The sequence below is a fragment of the Microcystis aeruginosa NIES-2549 genome (assembly GCF_000981785.2).
In the GTDB taxonomy this organism is placed as follows: Bacteria; Cyanobacteriota; Cyanobacteriia; order Cyanobacteriales; family Microcystaceae; genus Microcystis; species Microcystis aeruginosa_C.
In genome coordinates this window covers 3,885,622-3,902,899 of sequence record NZ_CP011304.1, presented here as the reverse complement: position 1 = coordinate 3,902,899, position 17,278 = coordinate 3,885,622, and the positions used below count along the sequence as shown (strand labels likewise).

12 protein-coding genes and 2 pseudogenes are annotated in these 17,278 nt (G+C 43.2%); 9 read left to right on the top strand and 5 right to left on the bottom strand.

The genetic code is table 11. The features are described 5' to 3' along the window. The first annotated feature begins 335 nt into the window (after positions 1-335). A complete protein-coding gene (locus tag myaer_RS19145) occupies positions 336-2,240 on the top strand; it encodes a polysaccharide biosynthesis protein (RefSeq protein WP_046663245.1) in 1,905 nt (634 codons plus the stop codon). A gap of 333 nt (positions 2,241-2,573) precedes the next feature. On the opposite strand, the gene myaer_RS19140 is transcribed toward myaer_RS19145, so the two are convergent. Beyond that, positions 2,574-2,762, bottom strand: a complete 189-nt coding sequence (locus myaer_RS19140; protein WP_046663244.1) for a hypothetical protein — start codon at positions 2,760-2,762, stop codon at positions 2,574-2,576. A 203-nt stretch (positions 2,763-2,965) separates the two neighbouring features. Between myaer_RS19140 and cobW the strand changes: the two genes are divergently transcribed. The 8 genes and pseudogenes from cobW (at position 2,966) to myaer_RS19095 (ending at position 11,605) form a co-directional block, all read left to right on the top strand. Continuing rightward, positions 2,966-4,000 (top strand): cobalamin biosynthesis protein CobW, encoded by a 1,035-nt coding sequence (gene cobW / locus myaer_RS19135; protein WP_002784872.1) that lies wholly within the window; start codon positions 2,966-2,968, stop codon positions 3,998-4,000. A 688-nt stretch (positions 4,001-4,688) separates the two neighbouring features. Further along, entirely contained in the window at positions 4,689-6,740 is a 2,052-nt protein-coding gene (locus myaer_RS19125; protein ID WP_046663243.1) for a M3 family metallopeptidase, read from the top strand. A 244-nt stretch (positions 6,741-6,984) separates the two neighbouring features. After that, complete coding sequence (locus tag myaer_RS19120) at positions 6,985-7,203, top strand: hypothetical protein (protein WP_046663242.1); 219 nt, start codon at positions 6,985-6,987, stop codon at positions 7,201-7,203. Positions 7,204-7,471: 268 nt separating this feature from the next. After that, positions 7,472-7,784: pseudogene (locus myaer_RS22745) on the top strand (hypothetical protein); the annotation flags it as partial. 160 nt (positions 7,785-7,944) lie between these two features. Further along, positions 7,945-8,169 carry a type II toxin-antitoxin system HicB family antitoxin gene (locus myaer_RS19110; protein ID WP_046663241.1) on the top strand — a complete coding sequence of 75 codons (225 nt, stop codon included), beginning with the start codon at positions 7,945-7,947 and terminating at the stop codon, positions 8,167-8,169. Then, positions 8,166-8,352 (top strand): annotated as a pseudogene (locus tag myaer_RS22580) (type II toxin-antitoxin system HicA family toxin). Before myaer_RS19110 ends, myaer_RS22580 begins: the two are co-directional and overlap by 4 nt. Before the next feature lie 323 nt (positions 8,353-8,675). After that, positions 8,676-10,568, top strand: a complete 1,893-nt coding sequence (locus tag myaer_RS19100; RefSeq protein ID WP_046663240.1) for a BRCT domain-containing protein — start codon at positions 8,676-8,678, stop codon at positions 10,566-10,568. Between the two features lie 158 nt (positions 10,569-10,726). Further along, positions 10,727-11,605 (top strand): NAD(P)-dependent oxidoreductase, encoded by an 879-nt coding sequence (locus myaer_RS19095; RefSeq protein ID WP_046663239.1) that lies wholly within the window; start codon positions 10,727-10,729, stop codon positions 11,603-11,605. Here the strand turns inward: myaer_RS19095 and myaer_RS19090 are convergent. The 4 genes from myaer_RS19090 to ribD all read right to left on the bottom strand — a co-directional run bounded on the left by myaer_RS19090 (position 11,602) and on the right by ribD (position 17,155). Then, positions 11,602-11,952: a 4a-hydroxytetrahydrobiopterin dehydratase gene (locus myaer_RS19090; RefSeq protein WP_046663238.1), complete on the bottom strand. Its 351-nt coding sequence runs from the start codon at positions 11,950-11,952 to the stop codon at positions 11,602-11,604. The genes myaer_RS19095 and myaer_RS19090 overlap by 4 nt on opposite strands. 60 nt (positions 11,953-12,012) lie before the next feature. Further along, a complete protein-coding gene (locus myaer_RS19085; RefSeq protein WP_046663237.1) occupies positions 12,013-13,515 on the bottom strand; it encodes a DEAD/DEAH box helicase in 1,503 nt (500 codons plus the stop codon). A gap of 309 nt (positions 13,516-13,824) precedes the next feature. Next, on the bottom strand, positions 13,825-15,798 hold the full coding sequence (gene htpG, locus myaer_RS19080) for a molecular chaperone HtpG (RefSeq protein ID WP_046663236.1): 1,974 nt from the start codon (positions 15,796-15,798) through the stop codon (positions 13,825-13,827). 259 nt (positions 15,799-16,057) lie between these two features. Next, on the bottom strand, positions 16,058-17,155 hold the full coding sequence (gene ribD, locus myaer_RS19075; RefSeq protein ID WP_046663235.1) for a bifunctional diaminohydroxyphosphoribosylaminopyrimidine deaminase/5-amino-6-(5-phosphoribosylamino)uracil reductase RibD: 1,098 nt from the start codon (positions 17,153-17,155) through the stop codon (positions 16,058-16,060). Positions 17,156-17,278: the final 123 nt, after the last annotated feature.

The following is a 17,278-nucleotide window of genomic DNA, read 5'->3' as shown; positions in this document are numbered from 1 at the left end:
GGGATCATTTATCGGCTAGTTTGCGGGAGCAGAAAATTTTTGGGGAGAGATGAAAAGTTGGTAAAAGGAAAAAAAGTCTTGACAAATCCCGCCACTTGACATAATTGGATTTGGGTGATATCATCTCCGGAAAGACAAGTAGCGCTACTGTTATAAAAAAATATTGGCTCTTCTTGTTTCTATGTGGAAGGGAGAAGAATAGGGGTAATTTTCCAGAAATATATTCTTCAAAGCCCTGCCTAGCAAGACTACTACAAATAATAAGCACTGATTATCACAGAAAGTCGGGGAGAGCCAAAAATCATTTTACTTAAAATTAATTAATCAATTGGATAATGTATAGAAAACTGGCCAACAAAATCCTTAAATTAGCTAATTCCCTATCTAGGTCATCGAAGCGATCTCTTTTAATTGTCACCGATTTCCTGATTTTTAGTCTAACCATCTATCTAGCCTTCTCTCTCAGGTTGAATCCAAGTCTCGAATATGAGCAAATTAGACCTTTTTTAGGGCAAATATTGGGATTAATTACCGTTAAAACTCTAGTTTTCTATCTCAAAGGTATTTACAGTCCCGTAGTACGTTATACAGGATTAGAGTTTCTTTCGTCCGTACTGCAAGCGGTTCTCTATAGTTCAGGGGTTTTAATCAGTCTTGCCTACTTTCAAAGGGATGCCTTTTTGCCGCGTTCAGTCCTGATTATCGACGCATTGTTAACCCTAGTATTGGTTATCGGGGTGAGATTGTTGATTCGTTCTGTCTTTCACCGTCTGAATATTTACGTTAGTAGTGTCGATAGAGAACCGAGAATTGTTATCTATGGTGCGGGGATTGTGGGTTGTCAATTAGCACGTTCCCTACAAAATGACCCCCACTATCGTTTATTGGCCTTTGTTGATGATAATCCCAATTTGCAGCAGCGAGTTATCCAAGGCATTAGGGTTTACTCCCCCTCTCAATTGGCACTACTGCACCAAAAACGGGCCTTTGACTGGGTTGTTCTCGCTATTCCGAACCTAGACAAGGCCAGAAAGCGGCAAATCATCGAAAGTCTAGAAACTTTACCCATCGACATTAAAACCGTCCCTCCCCTCTCAAAGATTTTATCGGGAGAAGCGACCATCAATCAGATTCGCAGTGTCGATGTCTCGGAATTATTAGGACGGGAAGAAATTCTACCCCATCCCGAACTTTTGGGAAAAAATGTCACCGGTAAAGCGGTGTTAGTTACCGGGGGTGGTGGTTCCATCGGTTCGGAATTATGCCGACAAATCGCCTTCCTCAAGCCAAAATGCTTGGTAATCTACGAATTAAACGAGTTTTCCCTCTACAAAATCGATCTCGATTTAAGCGAAAATTATACCGATTTACACAAGTATGCCTATCTAGGCAATGTTCTTGACCGCAATCATCTGGCCCGAGTCATCCAACAACACCAAATTGAGACAATTTATCACACGGCCGCCTATAAGCACGTTCCCCTTGTGGAAGCCAATCCTAGTCAGGGTGTTTATACTAATGTTTGGGGAACTTTAAATGTCGCTCAGACCGCGATCAAGAATTCGGTTAGTAATTTAGTTCTCATTTCCACCGATAAGGCCGTCAGACCGACTAACATTATGGGGGCCAGTAAACGCTGTGCTGAGTTAGTCGTGCAAGCTTTGGCCGCTTTACCCAACAGTTTCACCCGTTGCGCTATCGTCCGCTTTGGCAATGTTCTCGATAGCAGCGGTTCCGTGGTGCCGCGTTTCCGGGAACAAATCGCTCAACGTAAGAATATTACCCTCACCCATCGCGATATTATTCGCTATTTTATGTCTATTCCCGAGGCGGTGCGTTTGGTTATACAAGCGGGAGCCATGGCCCAAGGGGGTGAGGTATTCCTGTTAGATATGGGTGAACCGGTAAGAATTTACGATTTGGCCCTACAGATGATTCGTTTAAGTGGCTTGGAATTGGGGCAAGATATCGATATTGAAATCACTGGATTAAGACCGGGGGAAAAACTCTACGAAGAATTATTAATCGATACCGATAAAGCTCGTCCCACTGCTCACCCCAAAATTTTTTGCGCTCATGAACACTTTCTTGCTTGGGACAAATTGCAAACCAAATTAGAGCAACTGCTTAATTATATTCAACTTAATGACCGTCAGGGCTTAGTTAAGTCCCTACAAGATTTAGTTCCCGAATACCGTCCCTCGCAGCAAATAGTCAGTAGTTTGTCAAGTCAAAAGTGAAAGAAAGGAGTTTTAGCTAGTGCATCCCACATTTGCAGAAATACCGACAATTAGGAATTATCGGTGACTCTTAAATTAGTACAAAAATATGAACAATCGCGTGTAAGCATCCCACCGAAAAACTAATGCGCTCCGGGGTTTGGGCTCCAACGGGGGGTTTGGGTAGGGTTGATTCATGAATCAACCCTACTATCACTCAACCCTAGGGTTGAGTGATAAAACCGAAAGTAACGCCCAATTTTAGGAGAAAGTTTCCCCTTAAAAATCCCAAATTAGTAGATTTACAAAAATGAGATGCACCCGTTTTACCTCTCCTCTTGTTGCCAAAACTTATTAATCTAATTGAACCGAATGCTCTTGTTTTAATTGCTTTTGGATAGTTTTTACCGTCTGCTCAATTTTATTGATTCCGCGAGAAGAAGGCCGATTTACTCTATCCGCTACAGGAGAAGTTTGTTGAATAGCAATGCTTAAATAAAGAGGAAAAGCGAGGGTAAAAGCTAAAAAAAGACGTTGTAACATGATCCACTCCCACAAAAGTTTTTCAGCGATTATTTTAGCCGGCTGAAACTTTTACCAGAATAACGACTAACTAGGAAAATTTCAGCTAGTTTGTGACAGTCCGGCAATTGGTGGCGCAATCCTAAAGAATTAGCGCTGAAACCCTCAACCCTAGACCGGAACTCTGATAGATTGATCTAGAAACATGATCGATCGCTCTATCTATGCACAAAATTCCAGTTACTGTGATCACGGGTTTTCTGGGTGCGGGAAAAACTACCCTCATCCGTCATCTACTACAAAATAATCAAGGCCGACGGGTGGCCGTTATGGTCAATGAATTCGGAGAAGTGGGAATTGATGGTGATTTATTGAAAAGTTGTCAGACCTGCGATGACAACCCTAACGATAATATTGTGGAATTGACCAACGGTTGTCTGTGCTGCACAGTACAGGAAGAATTTCTACCCACCATGCAGAAATTGCTGGAGCGACGGCAACAGTTGGATTGTATGCTGATCGAAACTTCGGGATTAGCTTTACCTAAACCTCTGGTTCAAGCTTTTCGCTGGCCGGAAATCCGCAACGGTGCGACGGTGGACGGAGTAATCACGGTGGTGGATGGTTTTGCTGTCGCTAGGGGTCGTCTGGTGGCGGATTTGGACGCTTTAACGGCACAAAGGCAAGCAGACCCCAATTTAGAACACGAAACGCCCATTGAGGAGTTATTTGAGGATCAGTTAGCCTGCGCTGACCTGGTACTCTTAACTAAAACCGATCTCATCAGCGAAATTGAATTAGAAAAAATTATTAATTGGCTGAAAACACAACTGCGATCAACGGTCAAAATAGTTACTTGTGCTGATGGACAAATTAGCCCCGATGTGCTACTGGGATTTAATGCCGCCGTCGAGGATGATTTAGCTAGTCGTCCTAGTCATCATGATCACGAGGAAGAACACGATCACGATGAGGATATCAATTCCGTGCAGTTTTGCCTCGATTCTCCCGTAGATGCCCGAATTTTGACCCAACGGATCAAAGAATTGGTGGCCCGAGAAGAAATCTATCGGGTCAAGGGATTTGTTAACGTGGCCCATAAACCGATGCGTATGGTGTTACAGGGAGTCGGCGATCGCTTTGATTCTTTCTTCGACCGACCCTGGCAATCCACGGAAATGCGGCAAACTCGCTTGGTCTTTATCGGCCGCTCCCTCGATAGTCAGAGAATCGAGCAGGCCTTAACTAGGGTTTGCTGAAGAAGTTTTTCCTGGGGTTAGGGAGATTATTTTTATTTATTCTCCCTTCTCCCTTCTCCCCCTCTACAATAATTACTCGCAGCCAGAAATACGTTGTCCATATCATACTTTGTGCTTTTTGTCAAAAAAACTTTTTTTTTGCAATAAAACTACACAAAAAAAAGATCATCGTTATGGGTGAAATTGACTGATTTAACCGTCCTAATTAGGAATACCTTCTAGGTGTGGCAAGGGTTTCAACCATTGCTGCCCAAAAAAGCACAGAATAACCCACTATGAAATTCTATCAAATCGCTGTAACCCTTGTAACATCGTTGTTAAATAAAAATCTTTCTCAATTAATTCTTAAGAATTTGTAAATATTGCGGAATGTTAATTTAAATATTCTCAATCTTTTGCAGTCAATAAATAATTTTTGCTTATCTTTGTCCCACATTGGGTTAGAAGTCAGTATTCTCCAAGTCGGGAGACAGTATTCAGGAGATAGGAGACAGGTTTTAGGTGTTGGAGTTTTAGTGTTTTGGGGTTTTAGTTCAATTTCCCCACTTCCCCATCTCCCCACTGATCACTGATTACTGATCACTGATCACTGAAAAAGCTCCGGCGTTCGATCGCCTGGATAGATGGTCAGGGATTTAGGTTAGGGTGGTAAAAGATACAGATTACCCACCCTTGCAGACCAACAATTATGACGAACACCAGTAACCCGCTGCTTGCCGGTCAAGGATTACCGGCTTTTGACCAAATCCAACCCGGCCTGATTGTCCCTGGCATGACGCAACTTTTGCAGGAACTGGCCCGAGAATTAACCGATCTAGAAGCGCAGATTGCCCCCACTTGGGAAAAATTAGTCGAACCCCTCACCCGGATCGAAGAACGTTTAAGCTGGAGTTGGGGGATTATCGGTCATCTGATGGGGGTAAAAAATAGCCCAGAATTGCGTCAAGCTTACGAAACCGTACAACCACAGGTAGTCGAGTTTATTAGCCGTTTAAGCCAAAGTAAACCCATTTATGAAGCATTTTTGTCCCTGCGCCAAGGAGAAAGCTGGGGGCAATTAGACGAGGCACAACAGCGCATTGTCGAAGCTTCCCTGCGGGATGCCCAATTGGCCGGGGTGGGATTAGTAGGGGAGAAAAAAGACAGATTTAACGCGATTCAACTGGAATTAGCGGAAATCACCACGAAATTTTCCAATAACATCCTCGATGCCACCAAAGCTTTCCAACTGAAACTAACAACCCCAGAAGATATCGCCGGTTTACCCCCTAGTCTCCTTAGTTTAGCCGCCCAAACCGCCCGCACCCAAGGGGAAACTAACGCCAGCAGCGAAACCGGCCCCTGGGTGATTACCCTCGATTTTCCCAGTTATTTCCCCTTTATGAAGTACAGCGATAATCGGGAATTGCGCGAAAAACTCTATAAAGCCTACGTTAGTCGGGCAGATCTGGGAGAATTGGATAATAATCCCTTAATTGATCGCATTTTGCAACTTCGTCAGGAACAGGCCCATCTTTTAGGTTATAGTACCTACGCCGAGGTCAGTCTTGCCAGGAAAATGGCCAATTCTGTGGATGAAATCGAGAAATTGCTTGACAATTTGCGGCAAGTAAGCTATGAAGCGGCAAAACAGGATTTAGAGGCCTTAAAAACTTTTGCGGGAACCGACGATCTCAAGCATTGGGATATAGCCTATTGGTCAGAAAAACAGCGTCAGGCCAAGTTTAACTTTAGTGCCGAGGAATTACGCCCCTATTTCCCCCTACCACGGGTTTTAGAAGGCATATTTAGCCTCGCTAAACGGATTTTTGCGGTAGAAATTATCGCCGCCGACGGTCAGTCCCCTATCTGGCATCCCGATGTGCGTTATTTCCAGATTAACGACGAAAAGGGCGAAAAAATCGCCTATTTCTACCTCGATGCCTACAGTCGTCCCGCCGAAAAACGCGGCGGTGCTTGGATGGATGTCTGTATCGGTCGGGCCAAAACCGGCACCGAGGTGCGTTTACCTGTGGCTTATTTAATCTGCAATCAAACGCCTCCAGTGGACGGAAACCCCAGTTTAATGACCTTTGAGGAGGTAACTACCCTATTTCACGAATTTGGCCACGGTTTACAGCATATGTTAACCACTGTGGACTATTCCGGCGCAGCGGGTATTAATAACGTTGAGTGGGACGCGGTGGAATTGCCCAGTCAATTTATGGAAAATTGGTGTTATGATCGCCCTACTTTAATGAGTATGGCCAAACACTACGAAACCGGTGAAACTCTCCCCGAACATTACTATCAAAAACTGCTTCTAGCTAAGAATTATATGAGCGGTTCGGCTATGCTGCGTCAGTTACATTTGTCTTTAGTAGATTTGGAATTACACCATCGTTATCAACCCAATGGCAGCGAAACTCCTAAACAAGTTAGACAGCGTTTGGCGGCGACGACGACGATAATTCCTCCCCTGCCGGAAGATGCTTTCTTGTGTTCTTTTGGGCATATTTTCGCCGGCGGTTATGCGGCGGGTTACTATAGTTATAAATGGGCAGAAGTTCTCAGCGCCGATGCTTTTGCCGCTTTCGAGGAAGTGGGATTAGATAACGAAGAAGCAGTGAAATCGATCGGCCGCCGTTTTCGCGATACTGTCTTAGCTATGGGGGGAAGTTCTCATCCTATGAATGTTTTTAAAGCTTTCCGCGGTCGCGAACCTAGTACCGAGCCTCTCCTCCGTCATAGCGGCTTATAAAAGTAGCTAAAAACTTTTCTTTGTGGTGCGTTACGGCAATATTTAGCTCTTGATTTTTTCCCTAAAAACAAGGGATTGTCTAACGTACCCTACTTGACTGCTGAAACCTTTCTTTGTGGTGCGTTACGGCAATATTTAGCTCTTGATTTTTTCCCTAAAAACAAGGGATTGCCTGACGCACCCTACTTGACTATCTGGTGATAAAATATCAGGAAAAAAAGTTAACTAACAGTAGTAAAATTTAATGAGTATCGCATTTTTTCAAGATCTGATCGAATCGGTAGAGAGTCTATCCATTGAAGACCAAGATTATTTGTTTGAACTAATTCGTAAAAGACGCATTGAGAAACGCCGCTATGAGATGGCTAAAAATGGCGAAGAAACCTTAAAGTCTTTAGCAATGGGAACAGCAAAAAAAGGCAGCGCTGAAGAGATAATGGCTTATTTGTTAGATGATGAATAAGAATGAAATTAGTTGCTGACAAAAGCTTTAAAAGCAGGGTGAGAGCATCTCAAAAGCTATTGACAATTGGCCAATTTTGTGATCCGCTTACTGTGTGGGCATTTCAGGTGATACCAGTCAATCAGAATAGTTACGAAATCTTAACATTTGGTCGATTTTTGCTTAACAATTGAGAGAGCAAATTCTCCTCAAATATGTCTGAATCGCCCTCTGGGTAAGCAAATCACACAAAGTGCATTTTGTCAAGGATTGTTAAGATGCGCTTGCCCTGTCTTTTGTTGGTAAACTCAACTCTATGGCTCGTCAAGCAAGTGCTGAAAGAGCTTGGTTTTCTATATCCCGTTTTTATGATAACTGTAAAAAAGGGGCTCTTCTGGTTTCTGTGTGGAAACAAGGTCTATACTGATAGAATATCCGCAAAATAGTCCTAAAAGTCTGGCCCAATAAGCACTTCAGGATTCCATAAGCAAAAATTATCACACAAAGTCGAGAAGAGCCAAAAAGGTTTAGCAAAAAAAGGCTATCCCAAATTCAAAAAGTTTTCAAAATCTGTAGAGTACAAAACTTCTGGCTGGAAACTAATGGGACTTAAACGCTAAACAAGGCTCAAATCGAGTAAAATCCTTACATAGTAAGCATTTTACGTTGAGAGATCACCTCTTTAGGGTGCGTTACGCTATGTTAACGCACCGCTAACTTTAATGATGGTGGGTTATATAATTTAAAATTCTGAGGTAAATCATGCAGCTAAAACTAACAAAAATATTCCAGAAAGTTCCCAAAGGCTATATTGGTTTTGTCGAAGAATTGCCAGGAGCTAATACTCAAGGAGAGACTCTAGAAGAAAGTAGAAGCAATTTAGAGGAAGCAATTGAGCTAGTTTTAGAAGCTAATCGTATGTTAGCTGAAGAGCAACTGCAAGGACAAGAAGTGATTCGAGAGTCTGTTACTTTTTGGGCTGCATGAAACGCATAAACTTAATTCGTCATTTAGAAACATAGTGGCTGTGAATTCTTAAGAGAAGGCGGCAATCATAAGATTTATGTAAATCGTGTCCATCAGAAATCTTCAGCCATTCCGCGCCATCGTGAAATCAATGAATTCTTGATGCGAAAAATTTGTCGAGATTTACAAATACCAGAACCTTGAGTGCGACTCCTGTTAAGCTACTGTGGTAATATTTATGCGATCGCCGATCCAGTAGTGGACTGACACGACTAAAATGTTGCTTACTATTTTGATCATCAGGAAGAAATCGACCTGGAAATCACCCAAGAATGGGATCAGGTACAAGTTAGCATGACGCGAATAGCTAAATCACCTTTTACACTGGGATGAAAGAAGTGACTTTTTCGCCGCCCTTCCCCCGAATGTACCCCGTAACTGATATAAGTAGAGATGTAGGTCTATAACCAAAATTGCCGCATCAGTTCGGTTAGGTGGCTGTTTTTCGCTTGTCTAGGAGGGTAGATATGCTCAACGAATTAATTTATGAAGGATTAGGTTTAAGTGCTGTTTTCGGAGGACTATTCCTCTGGTCGCGCTCTGGTCTCGTCAGCAAAAATACCGCCCTTTTAGTCGCACAAGCGCAATTACAGCAAAGTAACTCAGATTTATTGGCTCAAGTCAAGGGTTTAGATGTGGCGCAATCAGACTTAAAAGACGAAAATCAGCAGCTGCACGCCAAAATAATTTACATAGAACAACATTCCGCCCAATTACAGCACAAAGCTACGGATTTAGAAAATTCTCTCCAGTCCCTCCAGCAAGCTGTCCAGATAGGTGAGGGTGAAATCGAACACCTGAAAACCACCGCTAAGGAAATAGAAGCGGAGAAAGCTGGTTTGATGGAGCAATTAGAGCGAGAAAAAGCCCAAATTACTAGCCTAGAGGCACAGATTCAAACTTTAGAGCAGCAAAAAGGTGAAATTAACCGTCAATTTGATTTGACCAAAAAACAGACCACCTCTCTCTATAGCCAAATTCAGACCCTAGAACAGGATAAAGCTCTCTTACAGCAAGAACTAGAAAAAGCCGAGGAATTAAGGGCAAAAGTGGCCGATTTAGAGCATAAAAACCGAGAATTAAGCGATTTAGCCGCCCAAATTCCCAGCTTGCAAGGTCAAATTCAAACCTTAGAACAGAATCTGGCTCACCAAACAGAACAGTATGAGCGAGGACAGCAGGAAATAGCCAGCTTACAGGGTCAAATTAGCGGGTTAGAGCGGGAAAAAAAGTCTCTCAGCGAAGATTTAGCCGCAAGTCAAACTCGATCGCTCTCTTTAGGCCAAGAATGCGACAATTTAACTATAAAACTTCAAGAAACCGTCGCTCAAGTGACAGCCATAACCGCCGAAAAGGACAGTCTCGGCGCTCATCTCGAAGCCGCTAAACTGGAGTTACAAGCTTTAGCAGCCCAGAAAGGGGAATTATCGGCAGAATTAACCACTGCTGCTGAAAAAATTGCTGATTTAGAAGGGCAATTACAGGAATTAACCCAGTTACCCCAACAATTGGCCGATTCTCAGGCAAAAATTGCCCATTTAGAAGGGCAATTACAGGAATTAACCCAGTTACCCCAACAATTGGCCGATTCTCAGGCAAAAATTGCCCATTTAGAAGGGCAATTACAGGAATTAACCCAGTTACCGCAACAGCTAGAAACCTATCGGGAAAACATTTCTAATTTAGAGATTCAACTACACCAGTTAAGTGCCGAAAAAGACCAATTAGAGACCACAACTTCCCGTCATATCGAGGAATTAAGCCAACAAAATCGCCAACTAACTCAAGATTTAGAAGTCCAAAAAACGGCAGCTAAAGCTTTAGAAAAGGAAAAAATTAAGTTTGAGGGTGAGTTAGCAACTAAGCAAGAAGAAATCGCCGCTTTAGAGGTTAAAATTCAAAACCTCCAACAAGAAAGAGACGATTTTTCTCGACAAACTGCCCCCATTAACACTAATGAACCAGAAGCAATTATTAGTGAAACTCCGGTAGTAGAAGAACCAGAAACCCCCCCGGTGATTGCCAAGGAAACCCCTGTAGTAGCAGCAGAAAAAATCCCGGTTGCCGACACAAGTTTAGAAGTGCAACCCGCAGCGGAGATAGTCCAAACGAGTCAAGAATCCGCAGAAAATCCCCTAAAGGGAAAAAGCGTAGTTATACTAGGAACCTTCAGCAAAATCAGTCGCGAGAAAGCGAAATCATTGATTATTAATGTCGGTGGTACTGTTACCGGTTCCCCCAGTGCGAACACTGATTATATTCTCCTCGGTAAAGCTCCCGGTGAGAAACTCAAAAAGGCTCAAAAATTAGGCATAAAAACCATTTCAGAAGCCCAATTTCTGCAAATGGTAGAATCCTAAATCAGTTATCAGTTATCAGTTATCAGTTATCAGTTATCAGTTATCAGTTATCAGTTAACTGTTTACTGTTCACTGTTTACTGTTCACTGAAAATATACCCCACTTCATAATTCATAATTCATAATTCATAATTCCCCTTTCCCTTGATTACCAAAATTATGAGTCAAAAAATTGCCTTTTTAGGATTAGGAGTAATGGGAGCGCCGATGACGACTAATCTTGTCCGTCGAGGTTTTGCTGTCAATGCTTGGAATCGTACCCCAGAGGCGCCGGGGATAACCATTGCCGGGTCCTCTGGTGCGAACATTTGTTCTAGTATCGCCGCCGCCGTCAGGGATGCCGAGATTGTCTTTACCTGCGTCGGGGATGTGCCTGACGTGGAAGCGGTAATTTTAGGACCTGGGGGTGTCATGGAATCGGCAGTCGTGGGAACTCTGGTGGTGGATATGAGTACCATTGGCTCTCAAGCCGCTAGGATGATTGGTAAAAAGCTAGAGGAAAATAATCTCCGTTTTCTCGATGCTCCCGTCTCTGGGGGCGATATTGGGGCGAAAAACGGCACTTTAACTATTATGGTGGGAGGGAAAGAAGCGGATTTTCAGACTTGTTTGCCCTGTTTTCAAGCCATGGGTAAAACTATTCGCTGGTGTGGCGAAATCGGCAACGGACAAGCGGTAAAACTCTGTAATCAAGTCTTGGGGGCGGTTCACATGGTGGCGCTATGTGAGGCTCTAAAAATGGCAAAAATTCAAGGATTAGACCCCAATTTAGTCATAGAAGTCTGTAAAACGGGGGCGGCGGGTTCTTGGGCTTTGGAAAATTTGGGACCAAAAATCCTCGCCCAAGATTTACAGCCGGCTTTTATGATTGAACATATTTTAAAAGATTTGCGATTAGTCAAAGAAACTGCCCAGACAGCCGGGGAAATTCTGCCCGGGACAGATTTAGCGGAAACTCTATTTAAAGTAGTAGCGGAATTGGACGAAGGCAAGGGAATTAAACAGGGAACCCAAGCGATGATTCGTGCCTACGATTAAGCCTTTTGTTGACGATAAATATCATCGGTACGGGCAGCCATGATAAAGTCATTTTGATGTAATCCGCCCACGTCATGGGTCCACCAAGAAACGGTAACTTTGCCCCATTCTGTCAATAAAGCGGGGTGATGGCCTTCTTTTTCCGCCGCTTCTCCCACGGCATTAGTAAAGGCGATTGCCCCTTGAAAATTGGCAAATTTATAGAGTTTTTGCAGACGGGGAATACCCTCGTATTCTAAGAGATTCCAATCGGGAATTTTAGCCTGTAAAGCGGTAATTTCTTCGGCAGTGATAGGAGAAGAACCCGATTGACAAGGTTGACATTTTTGTTGGGCAAGTTCGGTCATAGGGGTATCAATCCAGATTTTTTATCTTTATTATAGAGGAAAATCCCCCAGAGAAATTTTCTATTCTTCCTCTGACTCTGGAGAACTTACCCAAGGGGTAGAAGATTCGGCAGCTTTCGGGAAAGAAAAAGATTTTTTTGGAGGAGAAGGCAATAATTCCAATTGTCGATTAGCGGTTTTATAGCTAGTTTTATTTTTCTGCTCTCCCCGTCGTCGTTGGGAGGTTTTTTCCTCCGTGGTATTTTCGGCTATCACTTCATACAAAATCGCCCGTTTATCCTCTTGTTGGCCTTTTCTTAACACCCGTCCCAAACGCTGAATATATTCCCGGGTGGAACCGGTTCCCGATAAAATAATCGCGATGCCTGCTTCCGGCACATCAACCCCTTCATTGAGAACATGGGAAGTCACCAGAATTTTGTATTCTCCCTGACGAAAACGGGTCAGGATTTCATGGCGTTCTTTCACGGGAGTTTGATGGGTTATGGCAGGTATTAAAAAGCTCTCGGAAATGCGGTAAACTGTGGCATTATCGTTGGTAAAAATCAAAATTGGTTCCGGATGGTGTTCACAGATTAACTCGGCTAAAACCCGCAATTTTCCCTGGGTTCCGGAGGATATTTCCTTCGACTCCCGGTGCGCTAACATCGCCCGGCGCCCTTCGCTACTTCTGGCACTAATCATGACAAAATTTTGCCAACCATCTAAACCAGACAAACTGAGATTATTTTTTCTTAAAAAATCATTGCGAATTTTAATTGCTTCTTGATATTTTTCCTGTTCTTTGGCAGATAGTTTCACTTTAATTTGAATTATTTCGTGATCCGCTAGGGCTTTTCCTGACAAGTCTTGGGGACTTTTTTGATAAACAATTGTACCGATAAGATAATCTAAATCTTGATGACTACCATCACCGCGATCCGGTGTTGCTGTTAAGCCTAAACGATAGGGTGCGATCGAATCTTCCGCTATTTTCCGAAAGAAATCCGATGGTAAATGATGACATTCATCAAAAATCAAAAAAGCGTAACGATTGCCAAGAGTTTCTGAATAAATTGCCGCACTTTGATAGGTGGCGATTAAAATAGCACTATTATCCTTGGAACCTCCCCCTAATAATCCCACCTCGGCATCGGGAAAAGCCGCCAACATCTGGGCATACCACTGGTGCATTAAATCAATAGTCGGCACGATAATTAAGGTGCTGCGGGGAGTCGATTGTAGAGCTAATTGGGCAAGATAGGTTTTACCAGCAGCGGTGGGAAGGACGATAACACCCCTTCTCTGGGATTTTTTCCAAGCGATTAACGCTTCCGTTTGGTGGGGGTAGGGTTCCCGTTCAAAACTGGCAATTAATTCTAAATTGTTGAAAGCTTTTGCTTCATCTTGGAAGTTAATGCCCTCCTCCTGTAGAGTTTCCACGAGAGGACGATAATGAATGGCCAAAATGCGAAATCTTTCGATACGATCATCCCAAGTGGCAAAATCTAGCCATTTTTTCCCCTTTGGTGGTGGATGGAGAATTAAGGTTCCTCGCTCATATTTGAGGGTGGGTAAGCGCATTTTTCAGTTATCAGTAAACAGTAAACAGTTATCAGTAAACAGTAAACAGTATAAGTGAACTGAAAACTTACATCTGATAACTGATAAGTACCTGAGCAAAATTAATTACACATATCTAACCACCTCTTGCCTCTTGCCTCTTGCCTCTTGCCTATCTTCACTAGGAAATTAATTTTGCACGACTACTTAACTGATTCAAGGCTGACGGCGGCAAGATAGCTTATCGCTAGATCATATTGATCAGGTTAAAAAAAGAGTGTGAACTAACACACTCTCAGCATATCGAAACAGCTAAAGTTTGGCAATAGATTAAATCTTTTCGGTTAGCTTAGTCAGAACGCGATTGGAACGTTCCACAAAAGCTTGCATTCCCTCGGCATCAAATCCTTTTTGAGCGATTAAAGCTAAATCATAAACGTGCTGACAGAGCATTTTCGCTAATTGCGCCGATGGAGATTCGCCGCTACCGGTAACAATACTTCCCTGACTAATCTGGATAATCTGTTGAATTAAGGGATGATTAGTATTAATCATCAGAATATGTTCTTCGGGGAAAGCCATGGCTTTTTGTTGCATCATTGCCGTCATTTCCTGTAAGCGTCGCATTGCTTCTGGAAGTAAGACAATTGCCGGGGGAGTAGCTTGGGGATCATCGGATTTCAAGGCTTCAGTTTTGATATTGATGCGGGAATTATCGAGGGCTTTGGCGAAGATTTCTTTGATCAATTCAGCCCGGGTTTTATTACTGGCGGGATCGATAATTTCACTAGCTTGATCCTGTTCGAGCAGCGTCGAGTCTAATTCAGAATCAACCCGGGTGAATTTCACATCGGAGTATTCTCTTTCTAGGAAAGGAATAAAGTAATTAGTATCGATGAAAGAATCAAAGAAAAGTATTTCTAAGCCTTGATTTTTGTAGAGTTCAACGTAGGTGGATTGACTATGAGGATCGGTACAGTAAAAAACTCGATTTTCGTGGCGTTCTTTATGGCGTTCTAGGTAGGCTTTGAGAGTAGTATAACCTTCCTGTTCGATCGCTTCTAGGGGAGTTTTCACCGTTGCTTCTTGCCATGCGTCACCTTCGGCGGTTTGCGCTTCCAATTGTACCTGGGTTTCTGGGGGTTTGTAGGTAGTGCGATAGATTAAAATATCTTCTACCTGCTGTTTAAATTTATCCTCTTTCAAGGAACCAAATTTAATAAAAGTCCCCACATCTCCCCAACAACGAATATATTCTTTTGCGTCTTCGTTGTAGAGAGATTTGAGGCGATCAGCAATTTTTTTGGCAATAAAATCGGCAATACGGCGAACGGTGCGATCTTTGGTTAAAGCACTTCGAGACACATTCAAAGGAATATCTGGACTGTCGATAACTCCTCGCAAGGGCATCAGAAAATCGGGAATAATTTCCTCGCAATGATCGCTGACAAAAACCTGATTACAGAATAACTTTAATTGTCCTTTTGAGACATCTACATCCGGTCTGAGTTTGGGAAAATAAAGAATGCCATTGAGCAAGAAAGGATAATCGGTATTCAGATGTACCCAGAGTAAAGGTTCTTCTTGGAAAGGATAGAGATAACGATAGAATTCTAGGTAGTCTTCTTTCGTCAGATTTTGAGGAGATTCTTTCCATAAAGCCCGTTGTTGATTAATCACTTCCCCATCAATTTTAATGGGAACGGGCATAAAATCTGAGTAGGTTTTGACTAACTGGCGAATGCGGGCAGGTTCTAAATATTCCCCTTCCTCATCCATTAAAGTTAGGGTGATAGTGGTGCCGATTTGGCTGCGGGAAGAATCGGTTAGTTCAAACTCCGGAGAACCATCACAGCACCAATGGACTGGGGTAGCACCTTCTTGATAGGAAAGAGTATCAATTTCTACCTTTTTAGCCACCATAAAGGCCGAATAAAAGCCTAGTCCAAAATGACCGATTAAATCGTTGGCTGATTTTTGATATTTATTGATAAATTCTTCCGCACTGGAAAAGGCAACTTGGTTAATATATTTCTTGATTTCTTCCCCCGTCATCCCGATGCCATTATCGGTAATTGATAGGGTACGATTTTCTTTATCGATGGCGAGATTAATTTCTGGTTCGGGTACTTCTGCTCTCGCTTCTCCTGCTAAAGAAGCCATTTTTAATTTCGAGATGGCATCAACACTATTGGATATCAATTCCCGCAGAAAAATTTCATGGTCAGTGTAGAGAGATTTTTTGATAATAGGGAAGATATTCTCGGTATGAATCGTGATATTACCTTTTTCGAGTACCGTCATACGTTCAATCAGTAAGGGCTTGACTATTCTAACTTTTTTATTTTGCTCGAAGATGGCACTATTGATCAGAGAGCGATTGCCCAACTTCTTTTAGGGTGATAACCGTACCGATAAAGGGATTTAACGGCAGCAGGGCGATTTCTAGAACTTGATCGCAAAAATTAGGGGTAAGTGCCAGATTATCGGGGTTATCGATGACTTTTTTACTTTTACAAGCGGTTGGTTGAGATTTGCTGATTGAGCCAGAATTGCAGTAGCTCTACTTTTCACTTGGCAGATATCCCTCAATCAAAATATCGGGATTGAGATAATTAACCGTGACATTTTCTAGCTGTAAAGCTTGACTCATTAACTGGAATCCTAAATCACCCACGGCAGTGGGTGCCTGGATTCCCCCGATGATTTTGGGTGCGATAAAAGCGATAATTTTTTGTACCATGCCCTCAGCGATCGCTGCCGCACTTAAACCGCCACCGCACTCCCACAAAACCTGACAAAATCCCCTTTGATAAAGATTTTCCATCACTAAAGTGGGTGTCACCTCGGTTAGTTCGATCACTTCCACGCCTTTTGTTAATAATTGTTGCTTAAGCTTGACATTAGAATCAATTTGTGTATAGACAAGCGTGGGAAATTGACTGGTATCCCAAAGATGGGCCGAGGGAGGTAAATCAAGCGATCGAGTCATGACCACGCGCAGGGGATTATGATCGGAGAGGCCGTGAGTGGTGAGGTGGGGATTATCTTGACGGACAGTGCTACCGCCGACGATAATCGCATCACAGGCCGACCGCAATTGATGGACGATTTGGCGAGAAGCGGGGCTAGTAATCCAAGTGCTATGACCGCTAGTAGCGGCAATTTTGCCATCGAGAGTCATGGCATATTTGAGAATACCGAAGGGTTTTTTAGCGGTGATGCGATGGATAAAACCCTGATTGAGTTGATGACATTCGGACTCCTCCACCCCCACCAGCGTCTCGATCCCTGCCGATGCTAATCTTTGAATGCCTTTCCCCGCCACCAAGGGATTAGGATCGATCATCCCCACCACCACTTTTTTAATGCCTGCTTGCACAATTGCCTCGCTACAGGGGGGAGTACGTCCATAGTGGTTACAGGGTTCAAGATTGACGTATAAAGTGGCACCACGGGCTTTTTCTGCTGCCTGTCTCAGGGCGAAAACTTCCGCATGGGGTTGTCCGGCCCCCGGGTGAAAACCTTCGCCGATAATTGTCCCCTCTTGAACGATCACAGAACCCACCAAAGGATTAGGAGAAGTGCGCCCCAAGGCTTGCCTAGCAAGGGTTAGACATCTTTGCATCATTGTGCGATCGAATTCCGTTGCCTGGGCCATGGTTGATTTCTCCAAAGGAGGGGAGACTTGATCAGTGATCAGTAAACAGTAAACAGTAATCAGTGGGAAGCTTTTTTCAGTGTTGCCAAAGGCACGGCGTAGCCGTCCAGTAAACAGTAAACA

What these genes read in the sequence shown, in the direction of transcription:
- myaer_RS19145 (WP_046663245.1), top strand. Translation starts at nt 336, where the DNA reads ATGTATAGAAAACTGGCCAACAAAATCCTTAAATTAGCTAATTCCCTA.
- myaer_RS19120 (WP_046663242.1), top strand. Translation starts at nt 6,985, where the DNA reads ATGAGTATCGCATTTTTTCAAGATCTGATCGAATCGGTAGAGAGTCTA.
- myaer_RS19085 (WP_046663237.1), bottom strand. Translation starts at nt 13,515, where the DNA reads ATGCGCTTACCCACCCTCAAATATGAGCGAGGAACCTTAATTCTCCAT.
- ribD (WP_046663235.1), bottom strand. Translation starts at nt 17,155, where the DNA reads ATGGCCCAGGCAACGGAATTCGATCGCACAATGATGCAAAGATGTCTA.
- myaer_RS19110 (WP_046663241.1), top strand. Translation starts at nt 7,945, where the DNA reads ATGCAGCTAAAACTAACAAAAATATTCCAGAAAGTTCCCAAAGGCTAT.
- myaer_RS19095 (WP_046663239.1), top strand. Translation starts at nt 10,727, where the DNA reads ATGAGTCAAAAAATTGCCTTTTTAGGATTAGGAGTAATGGGAGCGCCG.
- cobW (WP_002784872.1), top strand. Translation starts at nt 2,966, where the DNA reads ATGCACAAAATTCCAGTTACTGTGATCACGGGTTTTCTGGGTGCGGGA.
- myaer_RS19090 (WP_046663238.1), bottom strand. Translation starts at nt 11,952, where the DNA reads ATGACCGAACTTGCCCAACAAAAATGTCAACCTTGTCAATCGGGTTCT.
- myaer_RS19125 (WP_046663243.1), top strand. Translation starts at nt 4,689, where the DNA reads ATGACGAACACCAGTAACCCGCTGCTTGCCGGTCAAGGATTACCGGCT.
- myaer_RS19140 (WP_046663244.1), bottom strand. Translation starts at nt 2,762, where the DNA reads ATGTTACAACGTCTTTTTTTAGCTTTTACCCTCGCTTTTCCTCTTTAT.
- myaer_RS19100 (WP_046663240.1), top strand. Translation starts at nt 8,676, where the DNA reads ATGCTCAACGAATTAATTTATGAAGGATTAGGTTTAAGTGCTGTTTTC.
- htpG (WP_046663236.1), bottom strand. Translation starts at nt 15,798, where the DNA reads ATGACGGTACTCGAAAAAGGTAATATCACGATTCATACCGAGAATATC.